This is a genomic window from Paraburkholderia sediminicola (assembly GCF_046027825.1).
Lineage (GTDB): Bacteria > Pseudomonadota > Gammaproteobacteria > Burkholderiales > Burkholderiaceae > Paraburkholderia > Paraburkholderia sediminicola_D.
This window is the reverse complement of the sequence record NZ_JAQQDU010000005.1, coordinates 41,358-56,519: the sequence shown is the minus strand read 5'-3', so window position 1 is coordinate 56,519 and position 15,162 is coordinate 41,358. Positions and strand designations below refer to the sequence as shown.

Here is a 15,162-nt window from a genome sequence, read left to right as displayed (position 1 = left end):
CAGAGCAAGGCCGCCGCAATGGGCGACGGCCCCATCACCATCAACCCAACCAGCGGCGTGCGTTCTGGAACACGCGCAGCCACGGGCTTGCGTCCGTGCTGCCCTCGCCCCAGCCTTCCGGATGCCAGCTCATCTGCACCGCGCGGTGCACACGCTCCGTGTGCGGCATCAGTACTGTGAAGCGGCCATCAGGCGTCGTGACCGACGTGATGCCGTCCGGCGAACCGTTCGGGTTGAACGGATACTGCTCCGTTGCCTCGCCACGGTGATCGACGAAACGCATCGCCACGGCCACCTTCGACGCATCGCCTTGCTGCGAGAAGTCCGCATAACCTTCGCCGTGCGCAATCGCTACCGGAATGCGCGAGCCTTCCACGCCGGCGAAGAAGATCGACGGCGAAGGCTGCACTTCAACCAGCGAGAAGCGCGCTTCGAATTTCTCCGACTTGTTGCGCGTGAACTTCGGCCAGGCTTCGGCGCCCGGAATCATCGACGCGAGGCTGCTCATCATCTGGCAGCCGTTGCAGATGCCCAGCGCAAACGTGTCTTCACGGCCGAAGAACGCGGCGAACATATCGGCCAGTTGCGAGTTGAAGCGGATTGCCTTCGCCCAGCCTTCACCGGCACCCAGCGTGTCGCCGTACGAGAAGCCGCCGCACGCCACTGCGCCGGCGAAATCCGCCAGATTGGCGCGGCCGGCCAGCAGGTCGCTCATGTGGACGTCGTGCGCGTCGAAGCCGGCGCGATCAAACGCATAGGCGGTTTCGAGGTGCGAGTTCACGCCCTGCTCACGCAGGATCGCGACACGCGGACGTGCGCCCTTGCCAATGAACGGCGCGGCGACGTCTTCCGAGGGATCGAACGTGAGGATCGGCGAGATGCCCGGATCGGTGGCGTCGGAAAGCACGTCGTATTCGGCATCGGCACACGCCGGGTTGTCGCGCAGACGCGAAATACGCCAGCTCACCTCGCTCCACGCGCGATGCAATTCGGTGCGCGGTGCGTCATAGATCTTCTTCGCGTCGCGATAGATTTCGATCGTGTCGCGCTCGTTGGTCTTGCCGATCACGTGCGAGCATGCCGACAGACCGTGTTCGCGCAGCGCGCCCAGCACCGCGTCGCGGTCCGCCGCGCGCACCTGAATCACCGCACCGAGTTCCTCGGTGAAAAGCGCGCGAATCGTGCGGTCTTCACGGCGGCCGCTGGTCTGCTTCGCCCAGTCTTTCGCATCGCCGTAATCGGATTCGTGGTTCGGATCGAGCACCAGCATGTCGACGTTCAGCGACACACCAACGTGACCCGCGAACGCCATTTCGCAAACCGTTGCCCACAAGCCGCCATCCGAACGGTCGTGGTACGCGAGCAGCTTGCCGTCGCTATTGAGCGACTGGATCGCGTTGAAGAATCGCTTCAGATCTTCCGGATCGTCGACGTCCGGCACCGTATCGCCGACCTGCTGCGTGACTTGCGCGAGAATACTGCCGCCGAGACGATGCTTGGCGCGGCCGAGGTCGATCGCGATCAGCACGGAGTCGCCCACACCATCCGTTCCGCTCGCGCGGCGCAATTGCGGCGTGAGGTGCTGACGCACGTCTTCGACCGGCGCGAATGCGGAGATGATCAGCGAGACCGGCGCAACCACTTCCTTCGCAACGCCACGGTCTTCCCACTTGGTGCGCATGGACAGCGAATCCTTGCCGACCGGAATGCTGATGCCAAGCGCCGGGCACAACTCCATGCCGATGGCCTTGACCGTGTCGTACAGCGCGGCGTCTTCGCCTGCCGCGCCGCATGCGGCCATCCAGTTTGCCGACAGCTTGAGCTTATCGAGCGACGCGATCGGCGCCGCCGCAATGTTGGTGACCGCCTCGCCGACCGCCATGCGGCCCGACGCCGGCGCGTTGATCACGGCGAGCGGCGTGCGCTCGGCCATGGTCATCGCTTCGCCACGGAAGCCCGCGTAGTCCATCGTCGTAATCGCGACGTCGGCCACGGGCACTTGCCACGGGCCGACCATCTGGTCGCGCGCGGTCGTGCCGCCCACCGAGCGGTCGCCGATCGTGATCAGGAACGACTTGCTGGCAACCGTCGGGTGACGCAGCACGCTGACTGCGACTTCCGACAAGTTGATGCCGGTGACATCCACCGGCTCGAGCTTGGTCTCGACGCGTTTGACGTCGCGATGCATGCGCGGCGCCTTGCCGAGCAGCACTTCCATCGGCATGTCGACCGGCTCGTGTGCGGCGTCGCCATTCGCTTCCGAGTCGATCACCTTCAACTGACGCGCGGCCGTTGCGGTGCCGACCACCGCGAACGGGCAGCGCTCGCGCTTGCACATCGCTTCGAAAGCCGGCAGATCGGCCGGCGCGATGGCCAGCACGTAGCGCTCCTGCGCTTCGTTCGACCAGATTTCGCGCGGCGACAAACCGCTCTCTTCCAACTGGATTTTGCGCAGATCGAAGATCGCGCCCTTGCTGGCGCCGTCCACCACTTCCGGGAACGCGTTCGACAGACCGCCCGCGCCGACGTCGTGGATGCTCAGAATCGGGTTCTTCTCGCCGAGTTGCCAGCACGCATTGATCACTTCCTGCGCACGACGCTCGATTTCCGGATTGCCGCGCTGGACCGAGTCGAAGTCGAGTTCGGCCGTGTTCGTGCCGGTCGCCATCGAGCTGGCGGCACCGCCGCCCATGCCGATGCGCATCCCCGGGCCGCCGATCTGGATCAGAAGCGAGCCTTCCGGCAGATCGTGCTTGTGCGTGTGCTGATCGGAAATATTGCCGATGCCACCGGCAATCATGATCGGCTTGTGATAACCGCGCACCAGACCCGCGACGTTCTGCTCATACGCACGGAAATAGCCACCCAGATTCGGCCGGCCGAATTCGTTGTTGAACGCGGCGCCGCCGAGCGGGCCGTCGATCATGATTTGCAGCGGCGACGCGATGCGGTCAGGACGGCCATACGCTTCGTGCTTGTCGTCCGGGTTCCGGTGTGCCAGCGGTTGCGCGGCGTCACGAGCGTTTTCCCATGCTTCGACGCCGTCCGGCAATTCCAGATTCGACACCGTGAAGCCCGCCAGACCCGCCTTCGGACGCGCACCGCGGCCCGTTGCGCCTTCGTCGCGGATTTCGCCGCCTGAGCCGGTCGAGGCGCCCGGGAACGGCGAGATCGCGGTTGGGTGGTTGTGCGTCTCCACCTTCATCAAGGTGTGCGTCAGCTCGACATGGCGACGGTAGTGCTCGGGCAACGCGTTCTCGCCAGCCTCAGCCGGCGTGCGCGGGAACCAGCGCTCCGCCACGCCACCGGCCATGATCGCCGAGTTGTCCGAATACGCGACGATCGTGCCCTGCGGGTTCAGCTTCTCGGTGTTGCGGATCATGTTGAACAGGGAGATGTCCTGCTTCTCGCCGTCAATTGTCCAATCCGCGTTGAAAATCTTGTGACGGCAGTGTTCGCTGTTGGCCTGCGCGAACATCATCAGCTCGACGTCGGTCGGGTTGCGGCCGAGTTTCGTGAAAGCGTCGACGAGGTAGTCGATTTCGTCGTCGGCGAGCGCGAGACCTAATTCCGTGTTCGCTGCTTCCAGCGCGCCACGGCCCTTGCTCAACACGTCGACGGTTTGCAGCGGCTTGGCCGGCAGTTCGTCGAACAGATGCAGCGCGTGATCGCGCGAGGGCGACACGCTTTCGGTCATGCGGTCGTGCAGCGCCGCGGCGACGGCCGCGCGGGCTTCGTCGGAGAGCGCCTTCTTGCCACCCAGCAGACCGCTTTTCAGCGTAACCGTGTATTCAACGCCGCGCTCGATGCGGCGCACCTGCGTGAGACCGCAGAGGTGCGCAATATCGGTTGCCTTGCTGGCCCACGGCGACACCGTGCCGAAGCGCGGCACCACGAGGAACGTTTCGACCGTGCCACGCTCTTTGGTTTCTTCGAGCGGATCGCCGTAGTGCATCAGCGCTTCGATCTTCGCGTTGTCTTCCGCAGACAGCGGGGTTTGCGCGTTGACGAAGTGCAGATATTGCCCGCGCACGCCGGTGATGTTGGCGTCGATGCGCGTCAGCGTGTCGAGCAGGCGGGTTTGACGGAAATCGGAAAGGGCCGAAGCGCCGGGGAAACACGAGAAGTGGGCCATGGACTTGACGTTGCGTCGCTAATGATGCCGATGAGTCGCGCGTGAAGGCGACGTGAGGCGGAAAGGAAGTCCGGGATTATACCCCGGGAACGGCCTTCCAACGGGCTTCGCACCAGGGTTTTGGCGGGGTTTGCATGGCCGGGCTATCGCTTTGGCTGCTATCATTCGCCCTTTCACCAGATCGGCGCGAGCGGCCTGAGCAATGCCGGGCAGCGCGCCGCATGCCACGCTTAACGGGAACGCTGCACTTCGGCGCCCCGCCGGCAAATCGAATCAGATCATGGATGTCATCGTCATTGGCGGCGGGGTTGTGGGCGTCGCCACCGCTTATCAACTGCGCGCGGCCGGCCACCGGGTATGCGTCGTCGAGCGCCACGCAACGGTCGCGCAAGGCGCGACCTACGGGCACGGCGGCACCGTGCTGCCGACCCCGCTCGACGTCTGGTTCGGCCCGACCTTCATGGCGAGCCGTCAAGGCGCCAGGAACGGCGTGATCAGCAAGACCGGCTTTAACGGGCCGGCGCGCCAGTTCGTCAAGCAGCTAGCCGTTTTGCAGGAACCTGAGGCGTTCAGCCGGCAGTACGCGCGGCTGCGTCCGCTGATTGAAGCATCGCGTGAGGCGATGGCCGATATCGAAGCGCGCTTCGGGCTGGAATTCGAGCAGGCGAGCGGCCTGCTCTACCTGGTGCGTTCCGAGCAGGAATGGCAACAGACACAGACTGCGCTCGATCTGCTGCGCCAATACGAAGTCCCGCATCACGTGCTGACGCCGGCCGAATGCGCCGCGTTCGAGCATTCCGTACGGACTGAGCCGGAATTCGCCGGCGGCGTGCTGTTCGACCACGAGCGCACGGCCAACTGCCCGCTTTTCGCGAAACTGATCAAGCAGACCCTCGATACGCAGGGCGGCGTGCAATTCATGCTGGGCTGCGAAGTGTCGGCGATCCGGCTCGAGGGTCAGCGCGCCACCGTGGAACTGGCGCCACGGCCGGGCACGGCTTCGCGTTCACGCGAAGTCGACGTGATCAACGCCGACGCGGTCGTTGTCGCCGCTGGGCAAGGCAGTCTGCCGCTGCTCGAACGCCTTGGGCTGCGGCTGCCGTTGCATCCACTGCGTCTGCATAACCTGGTGTCGCCGATTGCGCATGAGGAATGTGCGCCGCATGTCGCGATCGTGGACGCGGTCAAGCGGATTACGATAAGCCGCATGAATCATCGCTTGCGGATTGCGGGCGGTGCGGTTTTGCAGGGCGCCGGCCAGATCGACAAACCGCTGGGCGAGGCATTGACGAAAGAAGCGCTGGCGCTGCTGGGCCAGGCGACTCACGACTGGATTCCGGGCGCGGCCCGGATCTCTGCCGCCCTACCGTGGGAGGGCGTCAAACTGCTGTCGCCGGACGGGTTGCCCGTGATCGGCAACGCACTTCATCCGCGGCTGTTCGTGAACGCCGGCCACGGGCCTGCCGGCTGGGGCCTGGCATGCGGGGCGGGCAAACTGGTCGCCGACCTGATCTCGGGCAAGACTCCTGACGTCCCTGCGGATACCCTGTCTGCGCTGCGCGCGGATCGATTCCAGTAAATGACGGGCCGCCCTGGCGCGGGGCGTATGGGGCGCAAGCGGAAAAATGCAGGTGCCGCTTCGCGCCGCGCAATGCCCATCAGGCCCAATCAACTCCAATCAGGCAATAACAAGGCCGGCACAGGCCAGGACGGCGCCCGCCCGGAGCATATCGGCACTACCATAGTGGCTCCTCAAGCTTCCTCACCTTGCCCAAGGTGAACGCCAAGCCTCGCCATGACCGTGCCCGAATCCACACTCCCGACGTTAATCAGCCCGCGCAACCGGGCGTTACCGCTGCTCACGCTCACCGACCTGCGGATCCTTGAAACCCAGGCCGCAGCGGCACTGCCTGCGCACACCCTGATGTCCCGCGCCGGCAAAGCGGCCGCGAGCTACCTGCAAGAACAGATCACCCGCGATACGTCGAGCGAAAAATCGAAGCACAAGGTCTGGCTTGTAGCCGGCCCGGGCAATAACGGCGGCGACGCATTGATCATGGCCGCGGAGCTGCACCAGGCCGGCATTGCCGTAGACCTGTGCATGCCACTTGAAGTCAAACCGGACGACGCCCGCTGGGCGCTCGACACTGCCCGTGCGGCAGGGGTAGCGATTACGTCGACACCGCCGGCTTCGCTGGAAAGCTACACATGGCTGGTGGACGGCATGTTCGGCATCGGCCTGACGCGCCCCCTGGAAGGCATCTTCGCCACCATCGCCCGCCAGCTCTCGCAACGCACGAAAGCAAAGTCGAAAAGAGGTGGCGTTCTGGCGCTCGACACGCCAAGCGGCCTCGACAGCGACACCGGCACGGTAGTGAGCGAAAGACAGGGACAACGCGGGGGTCAAAGCGATGGCACCGCGGTCCACGCCACTCACACGATCACCTTCATCGCCGCGAAACCCGGCCTCTTCACCGCGCAGGGCCGCGATCTCGCCGGCACGGTAACGGTGGCGCCGATCGGTGTTGACAGCACCAGCCGCACGGCCGTGCAACTCAACGCACCCGAGCTGTTCGCCGCCTTCCTGCCGCCGCGCGACTTCGCCACCAACAAGGGCACTTTCGGCAGTCTCGCCGTGGTCGGCGGCGACACCGGCATGTGCGGCGCGCCGATCCTCGCCTCGCGCGCGGCGCTCTATACCGGCGCGGGTAAAGTGCACGTCGCTTTCCTCGGTGACGGCGCCCCGCCCTACGATCCGCCGCATCCCGAACTGATGCTGCATGCGATCGACGATGTACCGCTCGACAAGATGGACGCACTCGCCATCGGCTGCGGCATGGGTCTGCGCGACCGCGCCACACGCATCATGCATGACGTACTGCCGCTCGACGTGCCCAAACTGTTCGACGCCGACGCCCTCAATCTGATTTCGACCGACCCGTCGCTCGCCGCCGAAGTCTCCGCGCGCGGCAGACAAGGCGACCCGTGCGTGCTCACGCCGCATCCGTTGGAGGCCGCGCGCCTGCTCGGCACCGACGCGCCGAGCGTGCAACGTGACCGTCTCGCCGCGGCGCGGGCACTGGCTGCGCGCTTTGCCGGCGTGGTCGTGCTGAAAGGCACGGGCACCGTCATCGCCGCGCCGGACGGCCGCGTCGCGATCAATCCGACCGGTAATGCCGCGCTCGCGACAGGCGGCACCGGCGACGTACTCGGCGGCATCATCGGCGCGCTGCTCGCCCAACACCTGCCACGTTATGAAGCCGCGCTCGCTGGCGTCTACCTGCACGGCCTCGCCGCCGATACGCTGAGCGCGCAAGGCCACGGTCCGGCCGGCCTGACCGCGGGCGAACTCGCGCCGATGGTGCGGACTTTGCTTAACCGACTGTTCTATCCGCCAGAGGCTGAATGAACCCACCCATCCCACAGTGTGCTGGGGACACCCAAACCGCTGCCACCCGTCACGCAACGCCGTTATACTGGACGACTGCGCCGCGCGTCAGATTCAGCGCGGGTTGCAGCGAAACGTCAGCGAGCCGGCTCGACCTCCAGGCTAGCTCACGGCGTTTCCCTGCAACCCACCGCGAACCCGTCCGCGCGGCATCGCTCTAACAGCATCGTTGCATCATCCTCGGCAGCGCTTCACGCGCGCGCCTTTCTTCGTGCCCCTTCGTTAGACGGACGCTATGACGCAGAACTCGCTCCCCTCCTGGTCCTCGCTGCAAACGCATTACGAGAAGATTCGCGATGCGCACATGCGCGACTGGTTCGCCCCCGAGAACGATCCCGCCCCTACCCGTGCTGAGCGCTTTGCGTTCGCGGGCGGCGGTCTCGCGGCCGATTTTTCGAAGAACCGCATCACCGACGAAACCCTGAAACTGCTGGTGCAACTCGCGCGCGAAGCCGGCGTCGAGAAACGCCGCGACGCGATGTTCGCGGGCGAGATCGTCAACCCGACAGAAGGCCGCGCCGCATTGCACACCGCGCTGCGCGCCATCGATCCCAACGCACCGTTCCATGCACAAATCCTGGCCGAACGCGCCAAGATGGCCGCGTTCGCCGACCAGGTGCGCAGCGGTGCGTGGACCGGCTACACCGGCAAGCGGATTCGCTATGTCGTGAACATCGGCATCGGCGGTTCGGACCTCGGGCCGAAGATGGTCGTGCACGCGCTGCATCATCTGGCCACGCCGGAGATCACCACGCACTTCGTGTCGAACGTGGACGGCGCGGATCTGTATAACGTGATGCAGATGATCGATCCCGAGGAGACGCTCGCGATCATCGTCTCCAAGACCTTCACGACACTCGAAACGATGACCAATGCGCGCTCGCTGCGCGACTGGTTCATCGAGAAAGGCTGTCCGGAAAGCGCGCTGGCGAAGCACTTCGTCGGCGTGTCAGCGAACCCGGCTGAGGTGGTCAAATTCGGCATCGCGAAAGAAAACGTGTTCGAGATGTGGGACTGGGTCGGCGGGCGTTATTCGTTGTGGTCGGCAGTGGGTCTGTCGATCATGATCGCGATCGGCCCGCAGCAGTTCGATGAACTGCTGGCCGGCGCCAACGAGATGGACCAGCATTTTCGCGACGCCCCGCTTGAGAAGAATCTGCCGGTGCTGCTCGGCATGATCGGCATCTGGTATCGCAACTTCTTCGGCTCGCAAAGCTATCTGGTCGCACCGTATTCGGAAGCGCTGCATTTCCTGCCGTCGTACCTGCAACAGCTCGAGATGGAGAGCAACGGCAAATCGGCGCGCCTGGATGGCGTGATGGTCGACTATCCGACTGCGGCTGTGACCTGGGGCGAACCGGGCACGAACGGTCAGCATGCGTTCTTCCAGATGCTGCACCAGGGTCCGACCATCGTGCCGATCGACTTCATCGCCGTGTTGACGCCGGAGCATCCGCTTGTCAGCCATCATCCGAAGCTGCTGGCGAACTGCTTCGCGCAAAGCGAAGCGCTGATGCTGGGCCGCACGCTGGACGAAGCGAAGAAGGTCGCCGGGGCTGACAAGCCGGAACTGGCGCCGCATCTGGTGTTTCCGGGCAACCGTCCGACGAGCACGCTGCTGGTCGATGCACTCACCGCGCGTTCGCTCGGCGCCTTGATCGCGCTGTATGAGCACAAGGTGCTGGTGCAGGCGTCGGTGTGGGACATCAATCCTTTCGATCAGTGGGGCGTCGAGTTGGGCAAGATTCTCGGCAAGGTCGTTGAGGCGGATCTGACGGCAGCAAGCGTCGATGAGAAGAAGCATGACTCGTCGACGTCGGCGTTGATCGCACGGGCGCGCGCTGCCTTGAAGCGGTAAAGCGTTGACGAAGCTGGAATGAAAAAGCGGGCCTTTGCGGTCCGCTTTTTTTTGGGCTCGATGATGATCGACGGGTTAAACAGCGCGCAGCGCGTTTTCAGGCCAGACGCCCCGCCTCGATCGTCACCGTCGTATCGCAGCGGCGCGCCAGCTCGATGTCATGCGTAACGAGGATCAGCGTGGCGCCGTTCGCGCGGTTCATCTCGAACATCAAATCGATCACGGCGTGACCGGTTGCTGCATCGAGACTGCCAGTCGGCTCGTCGGCAAACAGGATCGCCGGATGCGTAACAAACGCGCGCGCGAGCGCAACCCGCTGCTGTTCGCCGCCCGACAGCAGCTTCGGATAGTGCCCCGTACGCTTGTCGAGGCCCACCTGCTCCAGCAATCCTCGCGCGCGCGCCGCGGCCTCGCGCGTACCGATGCCGCCCTGCAGTTCGAGCGGCAAGGTGACGTTCTCGAGCGCTGTCAGATGCGGCATCAGTTGAAACGACTGGAACACGAAACCGACCGAGCCGCTGCGCAACGCGGCGCGCTCATCTTCGCTCAGCTCGGTGAGTTCGCGGCCGAGCAACCGAACCGAGCCCGAGCTCGCGCTGTCCAATCCTGCGAGCAAGCCGAGCAGCGTAGACTTGCCGGACCCGGATGCGCCGACGATCGCCACACTGCTGCCGGCATCGATAGCAAGATCGATGTCCTCGAGAATCGTCAGTTCACCCGTTGCATCCTTAACCTTCTTGCACAAACCCCGCACTTCAATGACTGGATCAGTTTTGTTTAGCATGGTGAAGCGTAGGTTGAAAGTGCGCACCGTGGCGCCGCGCGCGGCGGTGCCGACTACGGTATTCGGCTCGGCCGTGCTGGCCGCAACCCTGTTTTCGTTGCCCTTCCCAGCCCATGCGGCCAACACGCCCGAACAGGCCAGACCGGTAATCGTCGTACTCGGCGACAGCATCTCGGCCGAGTATGGCTTGCCCCGTGACACCGGCTGGGTAGCCTTGCTGCGCCAGCGCCTTACCGACGAGCGAATCGATTATAGCGTCGCCAATGCGAGCATCAGCGGCGACACCACAAGTGGCGGGCGGGCCCGCTTGCCGGCGCTCCTGCAGCGCCTCAAGCCGAGTATCGTGATCGTCGAGCTCGGCGCCAACGATGCGTTGCGCGGCGTGCCGCTCGCAACAACCGAGGACAATCTGCGCACGATCATCGAGCAGGCTCAACAAGGCCACGCGAAGGTCGTACTGGTTGGCATGTATGTGCCACCCAATTACGGCCCCGAGTACACGCAAAAGTTCCACGGCCTGTACGGCGAACTCTCCAAGCAATTGCGCGTGCCGTTGGTGCCCTTCCTGCTCGCCGGCATCGCCGACAAACCCGATATGTTTCAGGCCGACCAGATCCATCCCACACAGCAGGCACAGCCAGTGCTACTCAACAACGTGTGGCCGGCTGTCAAGCCACTCCTTCGCACAAGTTCGCCGCGCTGAAAACGCGCTAACAACTTGTGTCCGGTAATTGGGAGCGCGGATCGATGAGGTCGCTCTGACACTTTCGTAATCCCGCGCCACCCGGCTCGATTCTGAGCGACTTTTGAGGAGATAACGTGAAATATTTACCGTTAATCGCTTTGACCGTGGCAATTTCTGCATGCGCCGCTCAACCACCCGCTGGCGTCCAATCCGTGGGTCAAAGCCAGCAGCCGCCAAAGGCTGTCGCTACGTGCATCGCGCAAAAGTGGGCCGATGGCTCGCAACAGCAAGTGGTATCGCAGGACACCCTGGCCAACGATCAGGCAATGGATGTCTATGTGCCGGGTCAACAGCCGCCTAATGGCGCAGCCGCGGTCGTACGGCCGTCCTACACGGGCCCGGGCTCGTGGGTCGGCTTCCGCGCCAATGGCGCAGCCGGCAGCGATGCCACGAGTTCGATCAGCGCCTGCCTCTAAGCGGCTGACGGCATAAGAAGCCGCCCTTAAGCAAACCGCTTGACGCGCTTGCACTCGTCAAATGAAAAAGCCCCGCAAACCTGCGGGGCTTTTTTATGCTGCGCGCTTTAGTTGCTTACGCGCTGGCGCCGGCGCTTAGTCGCCGTTCGCCTGCGCATTGCTGCTGTCGAGCGAACCGTAGAACTTCACCTTCGAACGGGCACGCAGCGCTTCGACGTACGCTTCCGCCTCGGATTGCGCGTCGACTTGCGCAATCTGCTGCTGCGCAGCAGCCAAACGCTGCGGATCGATCGGCGCACCCGCAACGACCGCGTTCACACGGTAGATCGCATAACCGTCATCGCCGAGATCCACACCGACGTAAGCAGGTAGTTTTTGCGCGTCCGCTTTGTAGATTGCACTCAATGCAACCGGCGGGATGCCTTGCGCGTCATTGCGCGAAACCTTCAGCGGCGACGAGAAGCCCGTTGTGGCCTTCGACTTGTCGAACTCCGCCAGCTTCGCGATGCCATCCTTGTGAGCGGCCTCGTTAGACTGAACCGCGATCACTTTCTGACGCACTGCATCCTTGACGGCGTCGAGCGCCGGCACGGCTGCTGCCTTGTAATCGGTCACGCGCGCCGCGATCAGCGTGTTGCTGCCAACGTCGATTGCTTGCGTGTTGTTGCGCGCAGTGACCGCATCATTTGCGAACACGGCAGCCAGGAACTTCGCGTTGTTCAGCGGGCTGTCAGGCGGCAGCTTCGGATCCGGCTGTGGCGTTACCGTGGCCGTTTGCAGTTGCAGCTTGTACTTGTCGGCTGCAGGCTGCAGGCTCTTCGCCTTCTCGTAGACGATCGACGTGAAGCCTTCCGAATCGTCGCTGAATGCCTTGCTCGCCAGTTGCGTCTTCAGGTCTTTCGCGATCTGATCTTTCACTTCGTCGAACGGCTTGGTGACTGCCGGCTTCACGTCCGTCACCTTGACGATGTGATAACCGAAGTCGGTCTGCACGATACCGCTGACTTCGTCTTTCTTGAGACCGAACACGGCGTCGTCAAACGCCTGGCCGCCTGCGATCATGCCGCGCCCGAAGTAACCCAGGTCGCCGCCCTTCGACGCCGAACCCGGATCCTGCGAATCCTGCTGCGCGATCTGCGCGAACTGGTCCGGATGCGCCTTGACCTGTGCGAGCACCTCTTCGGCCTTCTGCTTCGCCTTGGCCTTGTCAGCCGCGCTGGCATCTTTCGGCGCGGAGATCAGGATGTGGCTCGCCCGCACCTGACCGTCCGTGCGGTAATGCGCGATGTTGTCGTCGTAGTACTTTTTCAGGTCGGCGTCGCTCGGCTGAACGGCAGCAGACAAGGTTGCCGGCGACAACACGAGGTACTGGATCGTTGCCGTGGCCGGCGTGGCGAAGTCGTTGCGATGCGCATCGTAATACGCTTGCAATTGCGCATCCGTAGGCTGCACCTTCGCGGCGTAGTCACGCGGATGGAATGCGATACCCTGCACTTCGCGCTGCTGTTCGGCAAGCTCGGTCAGATGCTGTGCGAGGGTCTTCGACGTGAAGGCACTGCCTTGAATGCTGCCAGGCAACTGCTGCGTGGCGAGGCTGTAACGCACACGTTCGTCGTACTGATCGGGCGTCATGCCCTGCATCGCGAGCAACTGCTTGTAACGGTCGACGTCGATCGAACCATCAGGATTCTTCAGCGACGAGATCACCGGATCGTTCAGCAGTACGCGGCGTACCGCATCGTCAGATGCGGTCAGATGCAGGCGCTGTGTTTCGTCGGCCAGCACGCGCTGCTCGATCAGACCGTCGAGCATTTCGCGACGGCGCTCCGGCGTGTCGAACGACTTCATGTCGAACTGCGCGCCGAGCATTTGACGGGCGCGGTCGAGCTGCTGACGCATTGCGTCGTCGTACTCTGCGCGCGTGATCTTGTGGCCGTTGACGCTGGCGACGTTTGCACTTTCGTCAAAGAAGCCGCGGAAACCTTGAATACCCACAAAACCCAACCCCGGCACAATGACGAGGATGAGCATGAACATCATCAGGCGTTTGTGATTGCGGAAAAAATCGAGCATGCGTGAACGAGTGCCAAAAACAGAACGCCCGATCTTACAACAGCGGGCAATAAAAAAGGCGAACCGGAGTTCGCCTTTCGAGGATACTGGCGGAGTGGACGGGACTCGAACCCGCGACCCCCGGCGTGACAGGCCGGTATTCTAACCGACTGAACTACCACTCCTTATACTGCACTAACTTCTGGTGCTAAACAGAACCACTAAGCCGAATCTGAAACTGGTGGGTACTGAGGGGTTCGAAAACACCCAGCGAAGCCTTATGAGACAAGGCTTCCACACAATTCGATCCAGCAGATACAACAGCAAAGTATTCTACCTGAAACCGCCGCATGACTGCAACATGTCCAAAGTGCCACCGCGTTGCCCAACAGTTAGGAAGGAATAGCAACGCCTTCACGACCATACCGCCGCAGCCCGACCGTGTGCCGATATATCGCCGGGCTCAAAGCCGGTAAGCAATCGAGCGATAGTCGCGCGGTGACATGCCATACGCCGCTTTGAAGGCCTTGCTGAAATGTGCGGAGTCGAAAAATGCCCACGCGTACCCGATATCCGTAACGGTCCGGTGTGCCATGCGTGGATCAGCAAGGTCCTTCGCGCAGCGCGCAAGCCGCTGTTCGAGCACATATCGTCGATAGGACACGCCGCACTCCGCCAGGAGTTCCCGCACGTTCTGCGTGGAGGCACCCAGTGCTGCCGCGACGCCGGCAAGCGTTAGCGATGGGTCTGCAAGATGTTCATCGATAAACGACTTTGCTCGCTGGAACTGAGCGCTGCGATGTACGCTGGTGTGGAGACGCACCTGCTGCGCCCGCTCCGAAAGCGCCATGGTCAAAAGATCCAGCGCCACTGTATTGGCGTGAACGCCGGCATCGGCCGCAATATCGTCCCAGACCTTCGACAAACTCAGCAGATAGTCCATTGAAAGTCGAGCGTAAGGACTCTCGTTGCCAAGGGCGATACCCGTAACCGCTTCAATTCGTCCAATCCGTGCCGCGAACGACGCGCGCGGCACATGCAACCAGATGAAGGTGAGGTCTTCGGTGATTGATTCCTTATAGGGTCTTGCCGGGTCGACAACGTAGAATTGGCCGGCGCGCACCTGCGCTTCATTACCTTCCTGGCTGACCGAGATCGCACCCGACAAGGGCATGACTACTTTGAATGCGTCGTTTTCGGAGCGGGCTATATGCTGACGTGTCCTGCTAACACGCAGCGGCGTCATCAACGAGGTACCGGCCGCGGTATCGCCCACAAAGCGACGGTCCAACTCAAAGCGAAACGTCTCGGGCGAGCTGCACTCGAGGCTAACCGGAACATAGAGTTCCTCAGCCATGTCCCTCCAGTAACTGAAGCGTCGATTGGCGGGAATTTCGTCGAGATTCATGCTTGCGCCCATCACGTCTCCTCATGTGGCTCACCGCCGGCCGTCATGGCTGGCGACCCGGCGCCTGACCCATTGATCGGTGCGCGTTCGGCGCCTCCCCATCGGCCGCGGCAAACGCCACGCAAAACTGCCCGGTACCCGCCAGACCCTACCTACTTGCAATCTCCATTGCACTGTAGCCGCTGGAGCCCACATCGGCCAGCACCTGTGCGCAACGGCTCAACCGAACGCTCAACAGGAACTGCGCAAAATCCATGTCGTACCAGCGCGGGACGCCCTCCATCTCTGAGAACGTCATCCCTCGCGAGGTGCCGGT

9 protein-coding genes and 1 tRNA gene are annotated in these 15,162 nt (G+C 63.2%); 5 read left to right on the top strand and 5 right to left on the bottom strand.

Annotation, left to right across the window (positions count from 1 at the left end; all coding sequences use genetic code 11):
- Nucleotides 1–40: 40 nt before the first annotated feature.
- On the bottom strand, nucleotides 41–4,135 hold the full coding sequence (gene purL, locus PQQ96_RS04145) for a phosphoribosylformylglycinamidine synthase (RefSeq protein WP_408289126.1): 4,095 nt from the start codon (nucleotides 4,133–4,135) through the stop codon (nucleotides 41–43).
- A gap of 280 nt (nucleotides 4,136–4,415) precedes the next feature.
- Here purL and PQQ96_RS04140 point away from each other — a divergent pair, with 280 nt between their 5' ends.
- From PQQ96_RS04140 to pgi, 3 genes are all read left to right on the top strand, one after another.
- Nucleotides 4,416–5,714, top strand: coding sequence for an FAD-dependent oxidoreductase (locus PQQ96_RS04140; protein WP_408289123.1), 1,299 nt, complete (start codon nucleotides 4,416–4,418; stop codon nucleotides 5,712–5,714).
- A gap of 216 nt (nucleotides 5,715–5,930) precedes the next feature.
- On the top strand, nucleotides 5,931–7,544 hold the full coding sequence (locus tag PQQ96_RS04135; RefSeq protein ID WP_408289120.1) for an NAD(P)H-hydrate dehydratase: 1,614 nt from the start codon (nucleotides 5,931–5,933) through the stop codon (nucleotides 7,542–7,544).
- Nucleotides 7,545–7,818: 274 nt separating this feature from the next.
- The gene (gene pgi, locus PQQ96_RS04130) at nucleotides 7,819–9,441 is read left to right on the top strand and encodes a glucose-6-phosphate isomerase (protein WP_408289117.1); all 1,623 of its coding nucleotides are present in this window, start codon (nucleotides 7,819–7,821) and stop codon (nucleotides 9,439–9,441) included.
- A 97-nt stretch (nucleotides 9,442–9,538) separates the two neighbouring features.
- Here the strand turns inward: pgi and PQQ96_RS04125 are convergent, their stop codons facing one another.
- Nucleotides 9,539–10,225, bottom strand: a complete 687-nt coding sequence (locus PQQ96_RS04125) for an ABC transporter ATP-binding protein (protein WP_408289115.1) — start codon at nucleotides 10,223–10,225, stop codon at nucleotides 9,539–9,541.
- On the opposite strand from PQQ96_RS04125, the gene PQQ96_RS04120 reads away from it, so the two are divergent.
- Nucleotides 10,224–10,928 (top strand): arylesterase, encoded by a 705-nt coding sequence (locus PQQ96_RS04120; RefSeq protein WP_408289112.1) that lies wholly within the window; start codon nucleotides 10,224–10,226, stop codon nucleotides 10,926–10,928. The genes PQQ96_RS04125 and PQQ96_RS04120 overlap by 2 nt on opposite strands.
- A 116-nt stretch (nucleotides 10,929–11,044) precedes the next feature.
- On the top strand, nucleotides 11,045–11,386 hold the full coding sequence (locus tag PQQ96_RS04115; RefSeq protein ID WP_408289109.1) for a hypothetical protein: 342 nt from the start codon (nucleotides 11,045–11,047) through the stop codon (nucleotides 11,384–11,386).
- 135 nt (nucleotides 11,387–11,521) lie between these two features.
- Here the strand turns inward: PQQ96_RS04115 and PQQ96_RS04110 are convergent, their stop codons facing one another.
- The 3 genes from PQQ96_RS04110 to PQQ96_RS04100 all read right to left on the bottom strand — a co-directional run bounded on the left by PQQ96_RS04110 (nucleotide 11,522) and on the right by PQQ96_RS04100 (nucleotide 14,846).
- A complete protein-coding gene (locus PQQ96_RS04110; RefSeq protein ID WP_408289106.1) occupies nucleotides 11,522–13,459 on the bottom strand; it encodes a SurA N-terminal domain-containing protein in 1,938 nt (645 codons plus the stop codon).
- Nucleotides 13,460–13,546: 87 nt separating this feature from the next.
- Nucleotides 13,547–13,623, bottom strand: a tRNA-Asp gene (locus PQQ96_RS04105).
- A gap of 278 nt (nucleotides 13,624–13,901) precedes the next feature.
- Nucleotides 13,902–14,846, bottom strand: a complete 945-nt coding sequence (locus tag PQQ96_RS04100) for an AraC-like ligand-binding domain-containing protein (RefSeq protein ID WP_408289103.1) — start codon at nucleotides 14,844–14,846, stop codon at nucleotides 13,902–13,904.
- Between the last annotated feature and the right edge of the window lie 316 nt (nucleotides 14,847–15,162).

Bases quoted from the DNA above. Each gene is read 5' to 3' on its own strand.
- purL (WP_408289126.1), bottom strand. From the start codon at position 4,135: ATGGCCCACTTCTCGTGTTTCCCCGGCGCTTCGGCCCTTTCCGATTTC.
- PQQ96_RS04140 (WP_408289123.1), top strand. From the start codon at position 4,416: ATGGATGTCATCGTCATTGGCGGCGGGGTTGTGGGCGTCGCCACCGCT.
- PQQ96_RS04135 (WP_408289120.1), top strand. From the start codon at position 5,931: ATGACCGTGCCCGAATCCACACTCCCGACGTTAATCAGCCCGCGCAAC.
- pgi (WP_408289117.1), top strand. From the start codon at position 7,819: ATGACGCAGAACTCGCTCCCCTCCTGGTCCTCGCTGCAAACGCATTAC.
- PQQ96_RS04120 (WP_408289112.1), top strand. From the start codon at position 10,224: ATGGTGAAGCGTAGGTTGAAAGTGCGCACCGTGGCGCCGCGCGCGGCG.
- PQQ96_RS04125 (WP_408289115.1), bottom strand. From the start codon at position 10,225: ATGCTAAACAAAACTGATCCAGTCATTGAAGTGCGGGGTTTGTGCAAG.
- PQQ96_RS04110 (WP_408289106.1), bottom strand. From the start codon at position 13,459: ATGCTCGATTTTTTCCGCAATCACAAACGCCTGATGATGTTCATGCTC.
- PQQ96_RS04100 (WP_408289103.1), bottom strand. From the start codon at position 14,846: ATGAATCTCGACGAAATTCCCGCCAATCGACGCTTCAGTTACTGGAGG.